The organism is Bradyrhizobium sp. LjRoot220 (assembly GCF_964252915.1).
Taxonomy (GTDB): Bacteria; Pseudomonadota; Alphaproteobacteria; order Rhizobiales; family Xanthobacteraceae; genus Bradyrhizobium.
The window spans coordinates 84,005-101,050 of the sequence record NZ_CAXUPS020000004.1 but is presented as its reverse complement, the minus strand read 5'-3'; the positions used below and the strand labels follow the sequence as shown (position 1 = coordinate 101,050).

The following is a 17,046-nucleotide window of genomic DNA, read 5'->3' as shown; positions in this document are numbered from 1 at the left end:
GGCCGATTCAGGAATGACCCGCCATGCACGACATCAAATCGATCCGCGATAACCCAGCTGCCTTCGACGCCGGACTGAAGCGCCGTGGTCTGGTGCCGCTGTCGTCCTCGCTGCTGGCGATCGACGAAAGGCGTCGCGCGGCGATCCTTAGCTCCGAGCAGGCGCAGGCAAGGCGCAATGCGGCTTCAAAGGAAATCGGCGACGCCAAGAAGGCCAAGGACGAGGCCCGCGCCGCGAGGCTGATGGCCGAGGTCGCCGAACTCAAGACCACGATGCCGCAGCTCGAGCTCGCGGCGAAGACCGCCGACGAAGCGTTGAACACCGAATTGGCTGCGATCCCGAACCTGCCGCTCGATGAGGTGCCCGACGGTGTCGACGAGCACGGCAACGTGCAGCGTCAGGTGTTCGGCAAGGCGCGCACTTATGGCTTTGCGCCGAAGCCGCATGACGATCTCGGCGGCGCGCTCGGCTATATGGATTTCGAGGCGGCGGCGAAACTCTCCGGCGCGCGTTTTGTGGTGCTGAAAAAAGGACTCGCGCGACTGGAGCGCGCGATCGGGCAGTTCATGCTCGATCTGCACACCAATGAACATGGCTACACCGAGATCAATCCGCCGCTGTTGGTGCGCGACGAGGTGATGTTCGGCACGGGACAGTTGCCGAAATTCGAGGACGACCAGTTTTGGGCGATCAAGGGCGAGCTGCTGGCGGCTCCGGATGACGGCCGCTTAAAGAGCGAACGCCTCGGCCTCATCCCCACCGCCGAAGTCTCGCTGACCAATCTCGTCCGAGAATCCATCGTCGACGACAAGGAACTGCCGATGCGTCTCACGGCGCTGACGCCGTGCTTCCGTGCGGAAGCAGGTGCCGCTGGCCGTGACACCCGCGGCATGATCCGCCAGCATCAGTTTACAAAGGTCGAATTGGTCTCGATCACGACGCCGGAGACCAGCCGCGACGAGCACGAGCGGATGCTGGCCTGCGCCGAGGAAGTGCTGCGGCAACTCGACTTGCATTATCGCGTCATGACGCTGTGTGCCGGCGACATGGGTTTCTCCGCGCAAAAAACCTACGACATCGAGGTCTGGATGCCCGGGCAGGGCGAGGGCGGCGCCTACCGCGAGATTTCCAGCTGTTCGGTGTGCGGCGATTTCCAGGCGCGGCGGATGGATGCGCGCTATCGCGCATCCGACGGCAAGCCGCGTTTCGTGCATACGCTGAACGGCTCCGGCACCGCGGTCGGCCGCGCCCTGATTGCGGTGATGGAAACCTATCAGCAGCAGGATGGATCGATTGCGGTGCCCGACGTGTTGCAGCCTTATATGGGCGGCCTCAAAGTGATCGAGCACGACAAATAGCAAAGCAAAATGCCGCTGCATCGCGACATCCATTGGATCGGACGGCAATGGGCTGTTACCGGCCGCGGATTGCAGTTGATCGACCAGAAGCAAAAGGGCGCCTTCGATATCGACGTCGCACAGCTGTGGGACCAGGCGCTGATCGAAACCGTGCGCGGCAAGGAATGGCTCAACGTCGTGGATTTCGACAAGGGACTTTCGGTGGCGCGGACGCGGTTTCCTCCGGGCAGCGTAACGCGGCCGCCGGAGGCGACGAGCGCACCCGCGATGCCCTTCGTGCCGACAGCAGTTCCGGCGGCGCCACCTATCGCTCCAGTTGCGCCGCCTGTGGTGGCGCCGCCCATCGCACCCATTGAACCGCCTCCAACGCCGGCCGCGTTGCAGGCGCCAGCGATCGCAAAGCCAGATCCCGAGCCGCCGACAGCGCCGGCAAAATTTCACATGCTGTTTTCCGGTTGCGCCAAATTCATCCGCCCCTGGCGCGTCCGGATGCGGAAATGACCGTATCTTGCCGGTTTGCCTCGACGGCGATAGCCGGATAATACGGCGCCCGGCGGCAAAAAAATCCAACCAGAAGGCATTTTGACGGATGCGCATTCTCTGCACCAATGACGACGGCATTCATGCTCCCGGTTTAAAGGTCGTCGAGGAGATCGCCCGCGCGCTGTCCGACGACGTCTGGATCGTGGCGCCGGAGCTCGATCAATCCGGCGTCTCGCATTCGCTGTCGCTGAACGATCCCTTGCGGCTGCGCGAAGTCGGCCCGCGCCATTTCGCGGTGCGGGGAACGCCGACCGATTGTGTGATCATGGGCGCGCGCCACATCCTCGGCGAGAAGCTGCCGGATCTCGTGCTGTCCGGCGTCAACAAGGGCCGCAACGTCGCCGAAGACGTGGTCTATTCCGGCACCATCGCCGGCGCGCTGGAAGGCACTATCCTGGGCATTCCGTCATTCGCGCTGAGCCAGGAATTTTCCATCGAGACGCGCAACGCGCCGCTGTGGGACACCGCAGTAAAATTCGGGCCGGATATCGTGCGCAAGGTGATCGCCGCCGGTGTGCCGAAGAACACCGTGATCAACGTCAACTTTCCGGCCTGCACCCCCGACGAGGTCAACGGCATCCGCGTCACCCGGCAGGGCAAGCGCAATCTCGGCTTCCTGAAAGTCGATGCGCGCCATGACGGCCGCGGCAATCCCTATTTCTGGATCGGCTTCGAACGCGCCGCGATGCTCGACACGCCGGCCGAAGGCACCGATCTCGCCGCGCTGGCCGCGCGTTACGTCTCGGTAACGCCGCTGCGGCTCGATCGCACCGATGAGGCGTTTTCGGAAGCGTTGACGACCACGTTGAAGTAGCTATCGTGCCCCGGACGCTGCGCAGCGCAACAGCGGTGCGCTGCTGAGCCGGGGGCCCATCTCGCGCTCGGAAAGAAAGAATGGGTCCCGGCTCTGCGGAGCAGCGTGAAGAACGCCGCACCGCGTCCGGGACACGAGCGCGCGCTTAAGCCGCCGCACTCTTCATCGCGTTGTTGATCATCTGGGCCAGCGTTTCCAGTTGAAACGGTTTTTGCAGCGCCGGGCGGTCGCGATATTCTTCGGGCAGGCCGGACGAGCCATAGCCGGTTGCGAAAATGAAGGGCCGGTTGCGCGCCTTGATCAGTTCAGCCACCGGGGTGATCACCTTGCCGTTGACGTTGACGTCGAGGATGGCGAGATCGAACTCGGTCGATTGGGCGAGCTTGACCGCTTCGCCGATTTCGCCGGCCTCGGCGGCGACGCTGTAGCCGAGCTCTTCGAGCATGTCGGCGACCATCATCCGGATCATGACCTCGTCTTCGACGAGAAACACTGAACAGCCCTGCGGCCGTGTCGCTATCATGATGGAATCCTTGCCCTTCCCCAGTTTCAAGGTTCGCAAATAACGCCAGTCGGCGCAACGGCAAGATAGGATCGGCGAGGGCTTTCGGCCCCATCGGCCGAGGGCCCGATGTTCCGGACTTTAACGCCGGCCCGGAATGCCGGTTCCGGGGCCGGAACCTGTTTTGAAGGAAATTCTTCCTTAAAGTTCTGCCGGCTATTGCATCCAATCTCGGCCGAAGCGCTAGATGAATGGCTAGGCCCGTGCTCCCTCGAGTCGCAGATGTCGCAAGAACCGCCCGAAAAGATGATGTTCCAGCTCAGCCTGCGGCGGCGGGGGATTAGCGATCAGACCATCCTGCGCACCATGGAAGAGGTGCCGCGCGAGATGTTCGTGACCGAGGCCGATCGCGGCTATGCCTATCGCGACAGCGCCCTCGGCATCGCCTGCGGGCAGACCATCAGCCAGCCTTTCGTGGTCGCCTACATGACCGAGCAATTGCAGCTGCAAAAGCAGCATAAGGTGCTCGAGATTGGCACCGGCTCCGGTTATCAGGCCGCGATCCTGTCCCGGCTTTGCAGGCATGTCCTGACCATCGAACGGTACCGCACGCTGGCCGATAGCGCGCGCAGCCGACTGGAAAAGCTCGGTTATGACAATGTCGAGGTCCTGCTTGGCGACGGCTTCGATATCCCGGCAGGGGCCGGGGATTTCGACCGCATCATCGTGACCGCGGCAATGGAGCAAATCCCGGACAAGCTGCTGGCGCGGCTCGAGCCCGGAGGCATCCTGCTCGCGCCGGTCGGACCGCATCAGGGGGTCCAGACGCTGGTGCGCGTCACCAGGACTGACGCCGGTTTCGACCGCAAGTCGCTGGTCGACGTGCGCTTCGTGCCGGCGTTGCCGGGAATCGCCCGCGAACTGTAGAATCCCGGATTGGCGGTTCCCGCCAATATCCTATTCCGAGGGTTAAGCGGTTATTTACTCGCGACGTGTTTACTCAAAAGAGTATTTTGTTGCGTATGAGTGAGTAACCATGTCCCGTGTCGTCGAGTTGCTTCGCTCGCGTCGCGTACCGCAGGTGGCGGTGCTGACGCTGATGTCGTTTGGCTTTGCCGGCTGCAGCGCCGATATGCAGACGCGCTTTTCCCAGGACACCTTATCCAACCCCTTTAACTATCAGCCGGAGGCGACCGGTTCGGTGAAGACGCCGGCGCCGCAGGTCGAGCGTCGCGAACTGCCGCAATATGCGCGGCCGCAAGCCCAGGCCCCGCAGTCGCAGTACCAGTCCTCGGCCTTGCCGCCACCGCCGGCGGTCACGCCGCCGCGATCCTATCCAGTCGCCGGCGACGGCGTGTCGGGAGGAGGCCGCGGGCTTTCGTCCTATACCCCGCCGGGCCAACCCAAGCTTGAGACCACCGCAACGGTCGCGCCGCGCTCGGTCGCCGCCGCGCCCGGGCATGGCGGCACCAAGATCATCGTCGGTACCAGCGACACGCTCGACATTTTGGCGAAGCGCTACAACGTTTCGCCGGCCGCCATCCTGCAGGCCAATGGCTACAAGGGACCGCGCACGCTATCGCCCGGCCAGCAATTGATCATCCCGCGCCAGGCCATTGCCGCTGCGCCCGCGCCGGCAGTGGCGCCGCCGGCCAGCAAGCCGGTCGCGGCCGCGGTGGGGCCGTCGAGCGTCCACATCGTCAACCGCGGCGACACGCTGATGAGCATTGCCCGCCGCAACCAGGTCCCGGTGGCGGATCTTGCCAAAGCCAACAACCTCGACACCTCGGCCAAGCTCAGCCTCGGCATGAAACTCACCGTGCCAGGCGCCAAGGGTGCCGCTGTCGCGTCGGCGGCGCAGCCGGTCGCGCCAGTGCAGCAGGTCGCGGCCGTTGCGGCTCCCGCCTCAAAGGTAGTGACGCCCGCCTCTCAGCAGCAAAGCGCGCGGCTGGCGCAGTCGACCATCAGTGTCGAAGAAAAGCCGGCGCCGGAAGCGGCGGCCGTGAAGCCGAGCGAAGCCACCGGCGCGCTGCCGACCTTCCGCTGGCCGGTGCGTGGCAAGGTGATCACGACCTACGGTGCCAAGACCAACGGCAAGGCCAATGACGGCATCAACCTGGCGGTGCCGGAAGGTACCCCGGTGAAGGCCGCTGAAGATGGCGTCGTCGCTTACTCGGGCAATGAATTGAAGGGTTACGGCAATCTCGTTCTGGTTCGGCACTCCAACGGTTACGTCACCGCATATGCCCATGCGAGTGAGCTGATGGTGAAGCGCGGCGACACGATCAAGCGCGGCCAGATTATTGCCAAGTCGGGTCAGTCGGGTGAGGTGGGGTCGCCGCAACTCCACTTCGAGATCCGCAAAGGATCCTCGCCGGTTGACCCGCTTCAATTCCTGAACGGGGCGTGAGGCGCTCAGAGCGTTCACATCCACAACTGTCGTCGCCCGCGAAAGCGGGCGATATCCAGTATTCCAGAGACGTCGGTAGTTGAATCGAGGGGCCGCGGCGTACTGGATCCCCCGCTTTCGCGGGGGACGACGACCGGTGATATCGACGCTGACTGACGCTACTTCCCCGTCAGCCGCACACCGAGCCGTCCCGCCAGTTCCTGCGTGAACTGCCAGGCGACGCGGCCCGAGCGCGAACCGCGCGTCGTCGACCATTCCAGCGCTTCGCGCTCCAGCTCCGCGTCGGCAAGCTCGATGCCGAAATGGCCGCAATAGCCGCGGACCATCGCCAGATATTCGTCCTGGCTGCAGCGGTGGAAACCGAGCCACAGGCCGAAGCGGTCCGACAGCGAGACCTTTTCCTCGACGGCTTCACCGGGATTGATCGCGGTCGAGCGCTCGTTCTCGATCATCTCGCGCGCCAGAAGATGCCGGCGATTCGAAGTGGCGTAGAGGATCACGTTGTCGGGGCGTCCCTCGATGCCGCCTTCCAGCACCGCCTTGAGCGATTTGTAGGAGGCGTCGTTGCCGTCGAAGGAGAGGTCGTCGCAGAACACGATGAAGCGGAACGAGGAGTTGCGCAGCCGGTCCATCAGGCCCGGCAGGCTCTCGATATCCTCGCGATGGATCTCGATCAGCTTGAGTTTGTCGGCCGCCTTGCGCTTGACGTTGATGTCGGCATGCGCCGCCTTGACCAGCGACGACTTTCCCATGCCGCGCGCGCCCCACAGTAGCGCATTGTTGGCGGGCAGGCCGTCGGCGAAGCGCTCGGTATTCTCGATCAGGATGTCGCGCATCCGGTCGATCCCCTTGAGCAGCCCGAGGTCGACCCGGCTGACGCGGGCGACCTGCGCCAGCCTTCCGTCCGGGTGCCAGACGAAGGCATCCGTCGCCCCGAACGACTCAGGGCCGGAGGTCGCCGGGGAGGCCGCGGAAAGGTGGCTCGCGATGGCCTCCAGTGCGTCGGCGATGCGCGCGGCGGTGGCATCTTTCGAGGGGGCTGCCGGACGTTTTGTCGCGGCTTTTGCGGGCTTGCGCCGACCGGCTTTGGAGGTGGCGCGAGCCGCTGTTTTGTTGGGCTTTTTCGACATTTTCGCTGTTCCTGACGGCGCAGCCTTAACGGGCCTTGGAAGCTCCCGCAAGCGGCCTAAATGAGGGGGCTGGCAGCGTTGCAATTGGGGCGGCCGCCGCTATAGTCCGCGCGAATTTACCCGGACCGGCCAGACGCTTGCGTCGCCGGTCGTTTCCCGTCTCACGAGGATTGTTCGAATGCTGATTACTCCTGCGTACGCCCAGGCCGCAGCCGGTGGCGATGCCAACAGCATGTTGATGTCGCTGCTGCCGTTCGCGCTGATCTTCGTCATCATGTACTTCCTGATTCTTCGTCCGCAGCAGAAGAAGATAAAGGACCATGCCGAACTGGTGAAAAACATCCGCCGCGGCGACACCGTCGTGACCTCCGGCGGCCTGGTCGGCAAGGTGACCAAGGTCGTCGACGACGACCAGATCGAGTTCGAAATTTCCGACGGCGTTCGCGTGCGCCAGATGCGGCAGATGATTTCAGGCGTCCGCGCCAAGGGCGAGCCGGCCAAGGAAAAGGCCGACGCCAAGGACGAGACGTCCGCGAGCTGATTTGGGCGCCGCATACTCCTGATCTGACGGGTCAACTCGATGTTGTATTTCACGCGGTGGAAGGCACTCGCGATCATTCTCACCACGCTGGTGGTGTGTCTGTGCGCCGTTCCGAATTTCTTCCCCGAGGCCAAGGTGAAGACCTGGCCGAGATGGGCGCAGCGTCACATCGTGCTGGGGCTCGATTTGCAGGGCGGTTCGCACCTCTTGTTCGAGGTGGATTCGAATGCAATCAAAAAGGACAAGCTCGATCAGGTGCGCGATGATGTCCGGCGTACGCTGCGCGATGCCAAGATTCCCTACACCGGGCTCGGTGTCCGCGGCGATAATGTCGAGGTGCGGATCACCAACAACACGGATGCGCCGACAGCCCTGACAAAGTTGCGCGAGCTTTCGCAGCCGCTCGGCGGTTTGCTCGGCTCCAGCGGGCAGCGCAGCCTCGAGATCACTGACGCCGGCGAGGGAGTCATTCGACTGACGGTTCCGCAGGCGGCAATCACGGATCGTATCCGGCAGACGATTGAGCAATCGATTACGATCATCGAGAAGCGTGTCAATGAACTGGGTACCGTCGAGCCGCTGATCCAGCGACAGGGCAATGATCGCATTTTGGTGCAAGCGCCAGGCGAACAGAATCCGCAGCGCCTGATTGATATCGTCGGAACGACCGCCAAGATGGATTTCCGGATGGTCGATTCCACGGTCTCCCCGGACCAGGCCGCTGCGGGTCGCGTGCCCGCGGATTCGGAACTGCTGCCAAGTGCGGAGCCGGGGAGGTCGCCCCTTGTCATCAAAAAGCAAGTCCTGGTGTCAGGTGGGGAACTCACCGACGCGCAGCCGGGATTTGACCAGCGCACCAACGAGCCGATCGTCAGCTTTCGTTTCAATACCTCCGGCTCGCGGAAGTTCGCTCAGGCGACGACGGAGAATGTCGGACAGCCCTTCGCCATCGTGCTCGACAACAAGGTTATTTCCGCGCCCGTTATCCGGGAGCCGATAACGGGGGGCTCCGGTCAGATTTCGGGCAGCTTCACCGTGCAGGCCGCCAACGACCTCGCGATTTTGATGCGCGCCGGCGCGCTGCCGGCGCCGTTGACCGTCATTGAGCAACGCACCGTCGGTCCTGGCCTCGGCCAGGATTCGATCGAGAAAGGCGAACTCGCCGCTTACGTCGGCTCGATCCTGGTCATCGTGTTCATGCTGCTGACCTACCGCTTGTTCGGGGTGTTCGCCAACGTTGCCGTCGCCATCAACGTCGCCATGATCTTCGGCATATTGTCGCTGCTGAACGCCACGCTGACATTGCCGGGTATCGCCGGCATCGTGCTGACGGTCGGCATCGCGGTGGACTCCAACGTGCTGATCTATGAGCGCATCCGCGAGGAATTGCGCGGCGGCCGCACCGCGATTTCGGCGATCGATGCCGGCTTCCGGCGCGCGCTGTCGACGATTCTCGACTCCAACATCACGACCTTCATCGCCGCCGCCGTGCTGTTCTATATCGGCACCGGGCCGGTGCGCGGCTTTGCCGTCACGCTCGGCATCGGCATCATCACCACCGTGTTCACCGCATTTACCCTGACCAGCCTGATCGTCGCCGGCTGGGTACGATGGAAGCGGCCGAAGACCGTGCCAATTTGAGGCATGATCCCGAAAAGTGGATACCGGTTTTCGGAACAGATCATGCCTCCAGAGAAAAATAGAGCGACGATCGGGGTCCCGTGTAGCGGGATCATGTTCGCGCTGACAATGCGGAGCAGGCTTTGACACAATACGTCCTCATCGGGCTTGGCATTCTGGTTGCCGTGCTGACAGTGGTCGCCATACTCGACCTGCTGCCGCCGCTGCGCATCGTGCCGGACGATACGCACTTCGATTTCACGCGCTTTCGCCGCATCAGCTTTCCGATCTCGGCGGCGCTTTCGATCGTCGCGATCATCCTGTTCTTCACCCACGGCTTGAATTTCGGCATCGACTTCAAGGGCGGTACGCTGCTCGAGGTACAGTCCAAAACGGGCTCGGCCGATATTGCCTCGATGCGGGCAACGCTGAGTGGGCTGGGGCTCGGCGACGTGCAGCTGCAGCAATTCGGCGGCCCGGCCGATGTGCTGATCAGGGTGGCCGAACAGCCGGGCGGCGACGCCGCGCAGCAGGCGGCCGTGCAGAAGGTGCGCGGCGCACTCGGCGACGCCGTCGAATACCGGCGCGTCGAAGTGGTGGGTCCGCGCGTATCGGGCGAACTGCTCGCCTTCGGTCTGGTCGGCCTGATGCTCGCGATCTTTTCGATCCTGATCTATCTCTGGTTCCGCTTCGAATGGCAGTTTGCGCTCGGCGCCATGATCGCCAACGTCCACGATATCGTGCTGACGATCGGATTCATGTCGATCTCACAGGTCGATTTCGACCTCACCAGTATCGCGGCGCTGCTCACGATCCTGGGCTACTCCCTGAACGATACGGTCGTGATCTACGATCGGATCCGGGAAATGCTGCGGCGTTACAAGAAAATGCCGATGCCGCAACTGCTCAACGAATCCATCAATTCGACACTGTCACGCTCGATCATCACCCACTTCACGGTGACGCTGGCGTTGCTGGCGCTGTTTTTGTTCGGCGGACACGCGATCCACAGCTTCACCGCCGTGATGATCTTCGGCGTGGTGCTGGTCGGCACCTACACCTCGATCTTCATCGCGGCGCCGATCCTGATCTATCTCGGCGTCGGGGAACATCGCGACGCGCCGGAGAAGCCTGCAAAGAAGTAGGCGGGCATGATCCCGAAAAGTGGAAGCCGGTTTTCGGACAAGATCATGTCCAATCAAAACACTGGTTCCTCGGACGTTCCGCATTTTCCGAGGTCGGCGCCGATCGAGGCCTACGGCAAGGGCGGTTTTGCATTTGCCGACATGTCGCATCGGGGCTCGCTGTTGTGCCTGCCAGACGGCATCTGGGCATGGGACGTGACAAAACCCGAAGAGATCGATGAATATTCGTTGGCGCGGGTGTTCAAGGCAGCAAACGCGATCGACACCCTGGTCGTCGGCACCGGCACGGACGTCTGGATACCTCCAAAACATCTTCGCGAGGCGCTGCGCGCTGTGCGGGTGGTGCTGGACCCGATGCAGACCGGTCCGGCGGTCCGCACCTACAACATCATGTTGGGCGAGCGCCGGCGCGTCGCCGCGGCGTTGATCGCGGTGCCATGAGCGCGACCGAGGCGACCAAGGATTCCGCCGGCTTTTGCGCCGACCTGGTGCGTACCCATGATTTTGTCCGCTACGCTTCGACGCTGTTCGTGCCGGCGCCGCAGCGCCGCGCGCTGCTCGCGATCTACGCCTTCAATGCCGAGATTTCTCGGGTGCGCGAGCAGGTCAGCCAGCCGCTGCCCGGCGAGATGCGGCTGCAATGGTGGACCGACATGCTGGCCGGCGCGGGCCATGGCGGCGTCGAGGGCAATCCGGTCGCCGCCGAGTTGCTGCTGGCGATCCGCGATTACCGCCTGCCGGTCGATCCGCTGTCCCGCCTGATCGACGAGCACCAGTTCGATCTCTACAACGACCCGATGCCGTCGATGGCGGCGCTCGAAGGCTACATCAACGACACCTCGTCGGCGCTGTTCGCGCTCGCCGCGCGCATCGCGGCACGACCCTCGGAAGCGGTTGATCACCTCGCGCGCCACGCCGGTTTCGCCCAGGGCCTGGTGCAAGTGATCGCGGCGTTGCCGTGGGATGCCGCGCGGCGCCAGCTGTTCGTGCCGCTGCAATTGCTGCAGCAACACGGCACCGGCATGGAAGACGTGTTTTCGGGCAAGCAGACGCCGCAGGCGCGTGCGGCGATCGACCAGTTGATCGGCGAGGCGCGGGAGCATCTGAAAACCGCTTTTGAGCTGCTCGCCGACGCGCCGCCGGAGGCGAGGCCGGTTTTCCTGCCGCTGGCGCTGGTGCGCCGCGACCTGAAGCGGATGTCGCGCGCAGATACCGATCCGTTCGTGCCGCGGACGCCGTCGCGATTGCGCACGTTATGGACGCTGTGGCGCGCATCGCGCTCGCCGGAGTTTGGGGGCTAGGAATTTGTCACCACAACCGGTGTCATCGCCCGGCTCGACCGGGCGATCCAGTACGCCGCGGCCTCTCTATTGATCGCTGTCGTCTCTGGGATACTGGATCACCCGCCTTCGCGGGTGATGACACCGGTTGGATGCGGCCGCGGCGAATCCATATCCGCGGCCTCAAAATTAAACCGATCCCGCAGATTCTTGCGGCTCTCCAGAATATCCTTCAGAAAAGCCCGGTCGGTGGCGTTCTTCATCATCGGCTCGATCAAGTCGAGCTGGTTCATGGCGACGAGTTGCAGGATTTCGGTGCGCGGCTTGCCGGCGGCATCGCGCGGCAGCGCGTGGACGACCTGGATATGCTCCGGCGGTTTGACGCCCTTGGCGGACGACAGTTCGCTGCGCAACTGCTTTTCCAGCGAGGCCTGATCCGCCTCGACGAACGCATAGAGCCCGACGCCGGTGCGGCGGTCGGCGAAGGCGACAATGGCGGTGTCGCGCACGTCAGGGTTTTTCCGGATCAGTTCGATCAGCACTGGCGCGTCGTTGACCAGGCGCCGGCCGCCGCCCTCGCGGTCGGTGAAATTGAACAGGCCGCGGGTGATGGCCTGATAGACCTTCTTGCCGGTCATCAGCCAGACGCTGGCGACGACGGATTTGCGCGCCAGGATCTTGCGCTCCATCGGCGTCAGTGCCGCCGGCGCATAACTGCGCTTGTGCTTGAGAAGATGCCGCAGATCTTCGTAGGCCGCGATGCGAAACAGCCGGCTGCGGCTCTTGAAACAGGCGGCGAGCTGGAAATCGGTGACGTAGGCCTGACCGTCGCTGCCGCGCAGCCAGTTCTGCTCCTTGGCAAGATCGTTGTGGCAGATGCCGGCGCGGTGCAGCTTTCGCAATGCCAGTTTGGCGGAACGGAAATAGCCGAGGTCGCCATGGGGCTTTGCCATTTGCAGCGCGACGCCATCGATGAAGCCGCGCACCAGCGCATGCTGGCCGGCCCACAGCAGTTTTGGGCCGACATGGAGATCCCTTGCCAGCGCCAGCGCGCGGCGCTCGCGGGCGAACAAATGGCGGGCGAGGAGATACGACCAGATCGGTACCTGGTCGAGCCGGCGCAGCACCGCATCGACCTCGCCAGTATCGCTCTTGAAGCGCCCGCGCTCGACGGTCGAGAACACGTCGCGCTTTAGCAGCACGCCTTCGGTCCATCGCGCCGACAGAACTGCGGCGTCATCCTTTGGCAACGCCATGATGTTAGGCCGCCGCCGCGACGCGCAGATGGTCGGCGATCCAGCGGTCGAGATCGGCCAGCGCCCGCGCACTCATCGCCTGCTTCTTGGCGACCGTCTTCTCGTTGCCGCGAAGCCGCGTCCCATCGGGTTTTTTGGTCGGCGGGCTGGCGAGCGGCGGGAACAGGCCGAAATTGATGTTCATCGGCTGGAACGAGCGTGGACCGGCATCGACGGTTTCGATGTGACCGCCGGTGATGTGGCCGAGCAGGGATCCCAGCGCAGTCGTTACCGGCGGCGGCGTCAATGACTGCGCGCGCGCATCGGCCGCGGCATAGAGCCCGGCGATCAATCCGATGCTGGCGGATTCCACATAACCTTCGCAGCCGGTCATCTGGCCGGCGAAGCGCAGCCGCGGCTGCGCGCGCAGCCGCAATTGGCTGTCCAGCAGCTTTGGCGAGTTCAGGAAGGTGTTGCGATGCAGCCCGCCGAGGCGGGCGAATTCGGCTTGCTCGAGCCCGGGAATGGTACGGAACACGCGCTGCTGCGCGCCGTGCTTCAATTTGGTCTGGAAGCCGACGATGTTGTAGAGCGTGCCGAGCTTGTTGTCCTGGCGCAGCTGCACGATGGCGTAGGCCTTCACCGTCGGGTTATGCGGATTGGTGAGCCCGACCGGCTTCATCGGCCCGTGCCGCAGCGTCTCGTGGCCGCGTTCGGCCATCACTTCGACCGGCAGGCAGCCGTCGAAATAGGGCGTGTTGGTTTCCCAGTCCTTGAAGTCGACCTTCTCGCCGGCGAGCAGATCAGCGACGAACGCGTCGTACCGCTCCTTGGTCATCGGGCAGTTGATGTAATCCGCACCAGTGCCGCCGGGCCCGACCTTGTCGTAGCGCGACTGGAACCAGGCCACCGACATATCGATGGAATCCTTGTGCACGATCGGGGCGATGGCGTCGAAAAACGCCAGCGCGTTTTCGTCGGTGAGCTCGCGTATCGCATCCGCCAGCGGCGTCGAGGTGAGGGGCCCGGTCGCGACGATCACGTTGCCCCAGTCTGCCGGCGGCAGGCCGGCGATTTCCGTGCGGTCGACCTCGATCAGGGGATGCTCATGCAGCGCGCGGGTGACGGCGGCCGAAAACCCGTCACGGTCGACCGCCAGCGCGCCGCCAGCGGGCACCTGGTTGGCGTCGGCCGACCGCATGATCAGCGAGCCCAGCCGGCGCATTTCGGCGTGCAGCAGGCCGACGGCGTTGTTGGCGGCATCGTCGGAGCGGAATGAATTGGAGCAGACGAGCTCGGCCAGCCCCTCGGTCTGGTGGGCCTCGGTCATCCGTACCGGGCGCATCTCGTGCAGCACCACGGGGATGCCGGCATTGGCGATCTGCCAGGCGGCTTCCGAGCCGGCGAGGCCACCGCCGATCACATGGACGGTGTTTGTTGGGCTATTGGTTGCGGTCATGCGCGCAGGGTTAGCGCGTTTTGCCGCCAAGTGCACCTGCGACGAATGGCGTTTTCAAACAGGAATTTGGGGCCCGATTCGATAACGCCCGCGACAGGGCGGGCGTTAGTCGTTCGTCACGCGGCTGGGAAATCAGCCGTTGTAGGTCCCGGCTGCAACGCGCGGAATGTCCGAACGATCGAGGCCGATGTCGGCCAGTTCGCGATCGCTGAGCTGGGACAGTTCGCTGACGTTGCGCTGATAGTCCCGGAACGCCTGGATCATGCGGATGAGCGAGAGTAACATGGTAGTCTCCTTGCAATTACGATTCAGCTCTTCGGGCAAGCTTGATCGTTGAAATGAATATAGCGGTTATTTTGCAGTGCAATAGTTCCGATATTGCGGTGCAGCTAATCCAAAATCGCATGGCTTCGGTAAGGTCTGATTAACCTGTCAGGACAGTTGCCTAATCGAGCGGCAAGGGCGGTCGCACCGGCTCGGAAATCAGGCAAGAAACTTCCTTAAAACCGTGGGGTTATCGGGAATGAAGCACAAGTCCTGTTGCGCAGACAGGGGTCTGTATCGACTCAGGAAACACGAGCAAAGCGGCGTTGAAAGCAGCCACTGAGTTACGTATTGCCATGCTTTTAGGAGTTTCCGCATGCCTGAGTCGCATGCAGTTTTTCGAATTAAGAGTGAACTGAAAATCATTCTATCATTTGAATTTGGCTGTTTTCCCGGATGGGAATGGATTGGAACTCTAACGATGGCGAGCATGGCGGCCGCGAGCCGAAGCCGCGGCTTTCTTTGCATGGGGTTGTTTTCGAGATTTTGCGTCCAAGGCGATTTACTGCCGAAGGGGCCGTTGATTGCCTCGTCGCCTGAGGCATCATCGGAAGGGCCGATCGACTAATGACCGGCCCTTTGATTCCTAGGGCGCGCGCCCAAGCTGGGTCGCGAAATGGCCGATGGTTTTGGAATAGACGTCGCTCTTGTTCCACTGCTGGATCACGGCGAAATTCGCGCTGCCGGGCTCCCAGTCCTTGCCGCGCTGCCAGCCGTGGCTTGCCAGGTAGTTCGCGGTCGAGGCCAGCACATCGGGCACGCTGCGCAGCAGGTCGCGACGGCCGTTGCCGTCGAAATCGACGGCATATTTGATGTAGGACGACGGCATGAACTGGGTCTGGCCGATTTCACCGGCCCAGGCGCCGCGCATGTCCTGTGGCGCGATATCGCCGCGCTCGACGATGCGGAGCGCGTCCATCAACTCGGCCTTGAACAGGTCGGTGCGACGGCAATCATAGGCCAGCGTCGCCAGCGAACGCAGCGTCGGGAATTTGCCGATGTTGACGCCGTAATCGGTTTCCAGGCCCCAGATCGCCACCAGCACTTCGCCGGGTACGCCATAGGTCTGTTCGATCCGCGCCAGCACCGAGCCATATTGCTTGAGCATGTTGGCGCCGCGGGCGAGCCGCGGCGGCACCATGCGGCCGGAAAATTCCTCAAAGCTCTGGCTGAAGACCTTCTGCGATTGGTCGCGCGCGATGACGGCCTTGTCGAGCGCCACGCCGGTCAACCCGGCCTGAACGGCCGACTGCGAAATGCCTTTCGCCGCGGCTTCCTTCTTGAAGTCGTCTAGCCAGCTTTCAAACGCGCCGGTGCCACAGGGTGCTGCCATCGATGGGCTTGCCGACGTCAGGAGGAGGGCAGCCAGCGCCAACGTCCGAACAGAAACGCGAGAGGTCATAGTGTCGTTCGCTCCAAGGTCGATTCATGATCGACATTAGTCTCGAAACCACACCAAATGTTCGGAGCAACAGCGGCCAAAACAAGGCCGTCATTTCGTCATCGCCGACACAAACCTGTCATCGGTCCCGGCGCTCAATTGGTAGGCAATTCTGGATGCGAGGGCCGAGGCTGCGAGGCGGCCGAGAACAGTCTTGCGCGATGCTTGCGTGAACAGACGCCGAACCGCCGATCGATGACCGACGGTTTGATCTCGCTACGCCCGCAAGGCCTATGCGCCTTCCTTGCGCCGCCAGGGAAACAGATTCGCGGGGAAGTCCGCCGCAGGCTTGCGTGCGCGGGGGGCGCGGGGCGGAAGCGGCTGCGGATTGAGTTCCGGTTCAATGGTTTCGCGATAGAGATGCCAGGTGGCGTGGCCGAGCAGCGGAATGACGACCGCAAGGCCGAGGAAGAACGGCAGCGTTCCCGCAACCAGCAGCACCGCCACGATCAAACCCCAAATCGCCATCGGCACGGGATTTCGTGCGACCGCGCGCAGCGACGTCACCATCGCGTCGCCGGCGCCGGCGTGACGATCGAGCATCAGCGGGAACGATACGACGCTGATGCACAGGGCTACGAGGGCGAACAGGAAGCCGACGCCACAGCCGACCACGATCAGCCACCAGCCTTGCGGTGTCGTCAGCACCAGCGTCGCGAAATCACTTATGCCCGTTGCACCTTCATAGCCGAATGCGGCGATGTAGATCGCCTGCGCGGTGGCCACCCAGGTCACAAACAACGTCAGCAGGAGGACGCCGAGCCCGAGCATGGCGCCGAACGAGGGCGAGCGCAGCACCTGGAGCGCATCCCACGCGGACGCGGGTGCGCCGCTCTCGCGACGGCGGCTCATCTCATACAGACCAACGGCCGCGAACGGGCCGAGCAGGGCGAAGCCTGCGGCCAACGGAAACAACAGCGGCAACACCGAGTAACCCAGCACCGTGCGCGCCAGCACCAATCCGAGCACGGGATAGATCACGCACAGGATGATGGCGTGACTTGGAACGGCTTTGAAATCCTCCCAGCCGAGCTGCAAAGCCCGGTGCAAATCGGAAAGGCCGATGGTTCGGATCACTGGCGCATTCGCGGCGTTCCGTCCGCTCTGCGACAGTGATGCGACATTGCCTTGGTATGAAGTGCCATGAATTGGAGTCGCCATGGTCGTCGTCTCCCTTTGGCGGCCGCATCTTGCGCTTGCTTGGAGGGCGCAAACGTGCCGTTTCCAAAAATGATCGCGATCAG

18 protein-coding genes are annotated in these 17,046 nt (G+C 63.2%); 11 read left to right on the top strand and 7 right to left on the bottom strand.

Annotation, left to right across the window (positions count from 1 at the left end; genetic code table 11):
- Window positions 1-23: 23 nt before the first annotated feature.
- The 3 genes from serS to surE all read left to right on the top strand — a co-directional run bounded on the left by serS (window position 24) and on the right by surE (window position 2,715).
- Window positions 24-1,358: a serine--tRNA ligase gene (gene serS, locus ACSQ84_RS18850; protein WP_436213217.1), complete on the top strand. Its 1,335-nt coding sequence runs from the start codon at window positions 24-26 to the stop codon at window positions 1,356-1,358.
- Between the two features lie 9 nt (window positions 1,359-1,367).
- On the top strand, window positions 1,368-1,859 hold the full coding sequence (locus ACSQ84_RS18845; RefSeq protein WP_436213216.1) for a hypothetical protein: 492 nt from the start codon (window positions 1,368-1,370) through the stop codon (window positions 1,857-1,859).
- Window positions 1,860-1,947: 88 nt separating this feature from the next.
- Window positions 1,948-2,715 carry a 5'/3'-nucleotidase SurE gene (gene surE, locus ACSQ84_RS18840; protein ID WP_436213215.1) on the top strand — a complete coding sequence of 256 codons (768 nt, stop codon included), beginning with the start codon at window positions 1,948-1,950 and terminating at the stop codon, window positions 2,713-2,715.
- A gap of 145 nt (window positions 2,716-2,860) precedes the next feature.
- On the opposite strand, the gene ACSQ84_RS18835 is transcribed toward surE, so the two are convergent.
- Complete coding sequence (locus ACSQ84_RS18835; RefSeq protein WP_436213214.1) at window positions 2,861-3,238, bottom strand: response regulator; 378 nt, start codon at window positions 3,236-3,238, stop codon at window positions 2,861-2,863.
- A gap of 261 nt (window positions 3,239-3,499) precedes the next feature.
- On the opposite strand from ACSQ84_RS18835, the gene ACSQ84_RS18830 reads away from it, so the two are divergent.
- Entirely contained in the window at window positions 3,500-4,144 is a 645-nt protein-coding gene (locus ACSQ84_RS18830) for a protein-L-isoaspartate(D-aspartate) O-methyltransferase (RefSeq protein WP_436213213.1), read from the top strand.
- Between the two features lie 109 nt (window positions 4,145-4,253).
- Complete coding sequence (locus tag ACSQ84_RS18825) at window positions 4,254-5,627, top strand: peptidoglycan DD-metalloendopeptidase family protein (protein WP_436213212.1); 1,374 nt, start codon at window positions 4,254-4,256, stop codon at window positions 5,625-5,627.
- Between the two features lie 158 nt (window positions 5,628-5,785).
- Here the strand turns inward: ACSQ84_RS18825 and ACSQ84_RS18820 are convergent, their stop codons facing one another.
- Window positions 5,786-6,757 (bottom strand): ATP-binding protein, encoded by a 972-nt coding sequence (locus ACSQ84_RS18820; RefSeq protein WP_436213211.1) that lies wholly within the window; start codon window positions 6,755-6,757, stop codon window positions 5,786-5,788.
- Window positions 6,758-6,935: 178 nt separating this feature from the next.
- On the opposite strand from ACSQ84_RS18820, the gene yajC reads away from it, so the two are divergent.
- The 5 genes from yajC to ACSQ84_RS18795 all read left to right on the top strand — a co-directional run bounded on the left by yajC (window position 6,936) and on the right by ACSQ84_RS18795 (window position 11,364).
- Window positions 6,936-7,298, top strand: coding sequence for a preprotein translocase subunit YajC (gene yajC, locus ACSQ84_RS18815; RefSeq protein ID WP_436213210.1), 363 nt, complete (start codon window positions 6,936-6,938; stop codon window positions 7,296-7,298).
- Between the two features lie 39 nt (window positions 7,299-7,337).
- Window positions 7,338-8,939 (top strand): protein translocase subunit SecD, encoded by a 1,602-nt coding sequence (gene secD, locus ACSQ84_RS18810; RefSeq protein ID WP_436213209.1) that lies wholly within the window; start codon window positions 7,338-7,340, stop codon window positions 8,937-8,939.
- 122 nt (window positions 8,940-9,061) lie between these two features.
- A complete protein-coding gene (gene secF / locus ACSQ84_RS18805; RefSeq protein WP_436213208.1) occupies window positions 9,062-10,063 on the top strand; it encodes a protein translocase subunit SecF in 1,002 nt (333 codons plus the stop codon).
- Window positions 10,064-10,108: 45 nt separating this feature from the next.
- Window positions 10,109-10,504, top strand: coding sequence for an Mth938-like domain-containing protein (locus ACSQ84_RS18800; RefSeq protein WP_436213207.1), 396 nt, complete (start codon window positions 10,109-10,111; stop codon window positions 10,502-10,504).
- Window positions 10,501-11,364, top strand: a complete 864-nt coding sequence (locus ACSQ84_RS18795) for a phytoene/squalene synthase family protein (RefSeq protein ID WP_436213206.1) — start codon at window positions 10,501-10,503, stop codon at window positions 11,362-11,364. The genes ACSQ84_RS18800 and ACSQ84_RS18795 overlap by 4 nt, the downstream gene beginning before the upstream one ends.
- A gap of 98 nt (window positions 11,365-11,462) precedes the next feature.
- On the opposite strand, the gene ACSQ84_RS18790 is transcribed toward ACSQ84_RS18795, so the two are convergent.
- The 3 genes from ACSQ84_RS18790 to ACSQ84_RS18780 all read right to left on the bottom strand — a co-directional run bounded on the left by ACSQ84_RS18790 (window position 11,463) and on the right by ACSQ84_RS18780 (window position 14,322).
- Window positions 11,463-12,599 (bottom strand): serine/threonine protein kinase, encoded by a 1,137-nt coding sequence (locus tag ACSQ84_RS18790; protein ID WP_436213205.1) that lies wholly within the window; start codon window positions 12,597-12,599, stop codon window positions 11,463-11,465.
- A gap of 4 nt (window positions 12,600-12,603) precedes the next feature.
- Entirely contained in the window at window positions 12,604-14,037 is a 1,434-nt protein-coding gene (gene trmFO / locus ACSQ84_RS18785; RefSeq protein WP_436213204.1) for a methylenetetrahydrofolate--tRNA-(uracil(54)-C(5))-methyltransferase (FADH(2)-oxidizing) TrmFO, read from the bottom strand.
- A 132-nt stretch (window positions 14,038-14,169) separates the two neighbouring features.
- Window positions 14,170-14,322 carry a DUF1127 domain-containing protein gene (locus tag ACSQ84_RS18780; protein WP_016846063.1) on the bottom strand — a complete coding sequence of 51 codons (153 nt, stop codon included), beginning with the start codon at window positions 14,320-14,322 and terminating at the stop codon, window positions 14,170-14,172.
- 355 nt (window positions 14,323-14,677) lie between these two features.
- On the opposite strand from ACSQ84_RS18780, the gene ACSQ84_RS18775 reads away from it, so the two are divergent.
- Entirely contained in the window at window positions 14,678-14,929 is a 252-nt protein-coding gene (locus ACSQ84_RS18775; protein ID WP_436213203.1) for a hypothetical protein, read from the top strand.
- A gap of 18 nt (window positions 14,930-14,947) precedes the next feature.
- Here ACSQ84_RS18775 and ACSQ84_RS18770 read toward each other — a convergent pair whose 3' ends face one another.
- Window positions 14,948-15,763, bottom strand: a complete 816-nt coding sequence (locus ACSQ84_RS18770; protein ID WP_436213202.1) for a lytic murein transglycosylase — start codon at window positions 15,761-15,763, stop codon at window positions 14,948-14,950.
- 270 nt (window positions 15,764-16,033) lie between these two features.
- On the bottom strand, window positions 16,034-16,963 hold the full coding sequence (locus tag ACSQ84_RS18765) for a DUF2189 domain-containing protein (RefSeq protein ID WP_436213201.1): 930 nt from the start codon (window positions 16,961-16,963) through the stop codon (window positions 16,034-16,036).
- Window positions 16,964-17,046: the final 83 nt, after the last annotated feature.

Coding starts and splice junctions, on each gene's coding strand:
- serS (WP_436213217.1), top strand. CDS start 24: ATGCACGACATCAAATCGATCCGCGATAACCCAGCTGCCTTCGACGCC.
- ACSQ84_RS18845 (WP_436213216.1), top strand. CDS start 1,368: ATGCCGCTGCATCGCGACATCCATTGGATCGGACGGCAATGGGCTGTT.
- surE (WP_436213215.1), top strand. CDS start 1,948: ATGCGCATTCTCTGCACCAATGACGACGGCATTCATGCTCCCGGTTTA.
- ACSQ84_RS18835 (WP_436213214.1), bottom strand. CDS start 3,238: ATGATAGCGACACGGCCGCAGGGCTGTTCAGTGTTTCTCGTCGAAGAC.
- ACSQ84_RS18830 (WP_436213213.1), top strand. CDS start 3,500: ATGTCGCAAGAACCGCCCGAAAAGATGATGTTCCAGCTCAGCCTGCGG.
- ACSQ84_RS18825 (WP_436213212.1), top strand. CDS start 4,254: ATGTCCCGTGTCGTCGAGTTGCTTCGCTCGCGTCGCGTACCGCAGGTG.
- ACSQ84_RS18820 (WP_436213211.1), bottom strand. CDS start 6,757: ATGTCGAAAAAGCCCAACAAAACAGCGGCTCGCGCCACCTCCAAAGCC.
- yajC (WP_436213210.1), top strand. CDS start 6,936: ATGCTGATTACTCCTGCGTACGCCCAGGCCGCAGCCGGTGGCGATGCC.
- secD (WP_436213209.1), top strand. CDS start 7,338: ATGTTGTATTTCACGCGGTGGAAGGCACTCGCGATCATTCTCACCACG.
- ACSQ84_RS18800 (WP_436213207.1), top strand. CDS start 10,109: ATGTCCAATCAAAACACTGGTTCCTCGGACGTTCCGCATTTTCCGAGG.
- ACSQ84_RS18795 (WP_436213206.1), top strand. CDS start 10,501: ATGAGCGCGACCGAGGCGACCAAGGATTCCGCCGGCTTTTGCGCCGAC.
- ACSQ84_RS18790 (WP_436213205.1), bottom strand. CDS start 12,599: ATGGCGTTGCCAAAGGATGACGCCGCAGTTCTGTCGGCGCGATGGACC.
- trmFO (WP_436213204.1), bottom strand. CDS start 14,037: ATGACCGCAACCAATAGCCCAACAAACACCGTCCATGTGATCGGCGGT.
- ACSQ84_RS18780 (WP_016846063.1), bottom strand. CDS start 14,322: ATGTTACTCTCGCTCATCCGCATGATCCAGGCGTTCCGGGACTATCAG.
- ACSQ84_RS18775 (WP_436213203.1), top strand. CDS start 14,678: ATGCCTGAGTCGCATGCAGTTTTTCGAATTAAGAGTGAACTGAAAATC.
- ACSQ84_RS18770 (WP_436213202.1), bottom strand. CDS start 15,763: ATGACCTCTCGCGTTTCTGTTCGGACGTTGGCGCTGGCTGCCCTCCTC.
- ACSQ84_RS18765 (WP_436213201.1), bottom strand. CDS start 16,963: ATGGCGACTCCAATTCATGGCACTTCATACCAAGGCAATGTCGCATCA.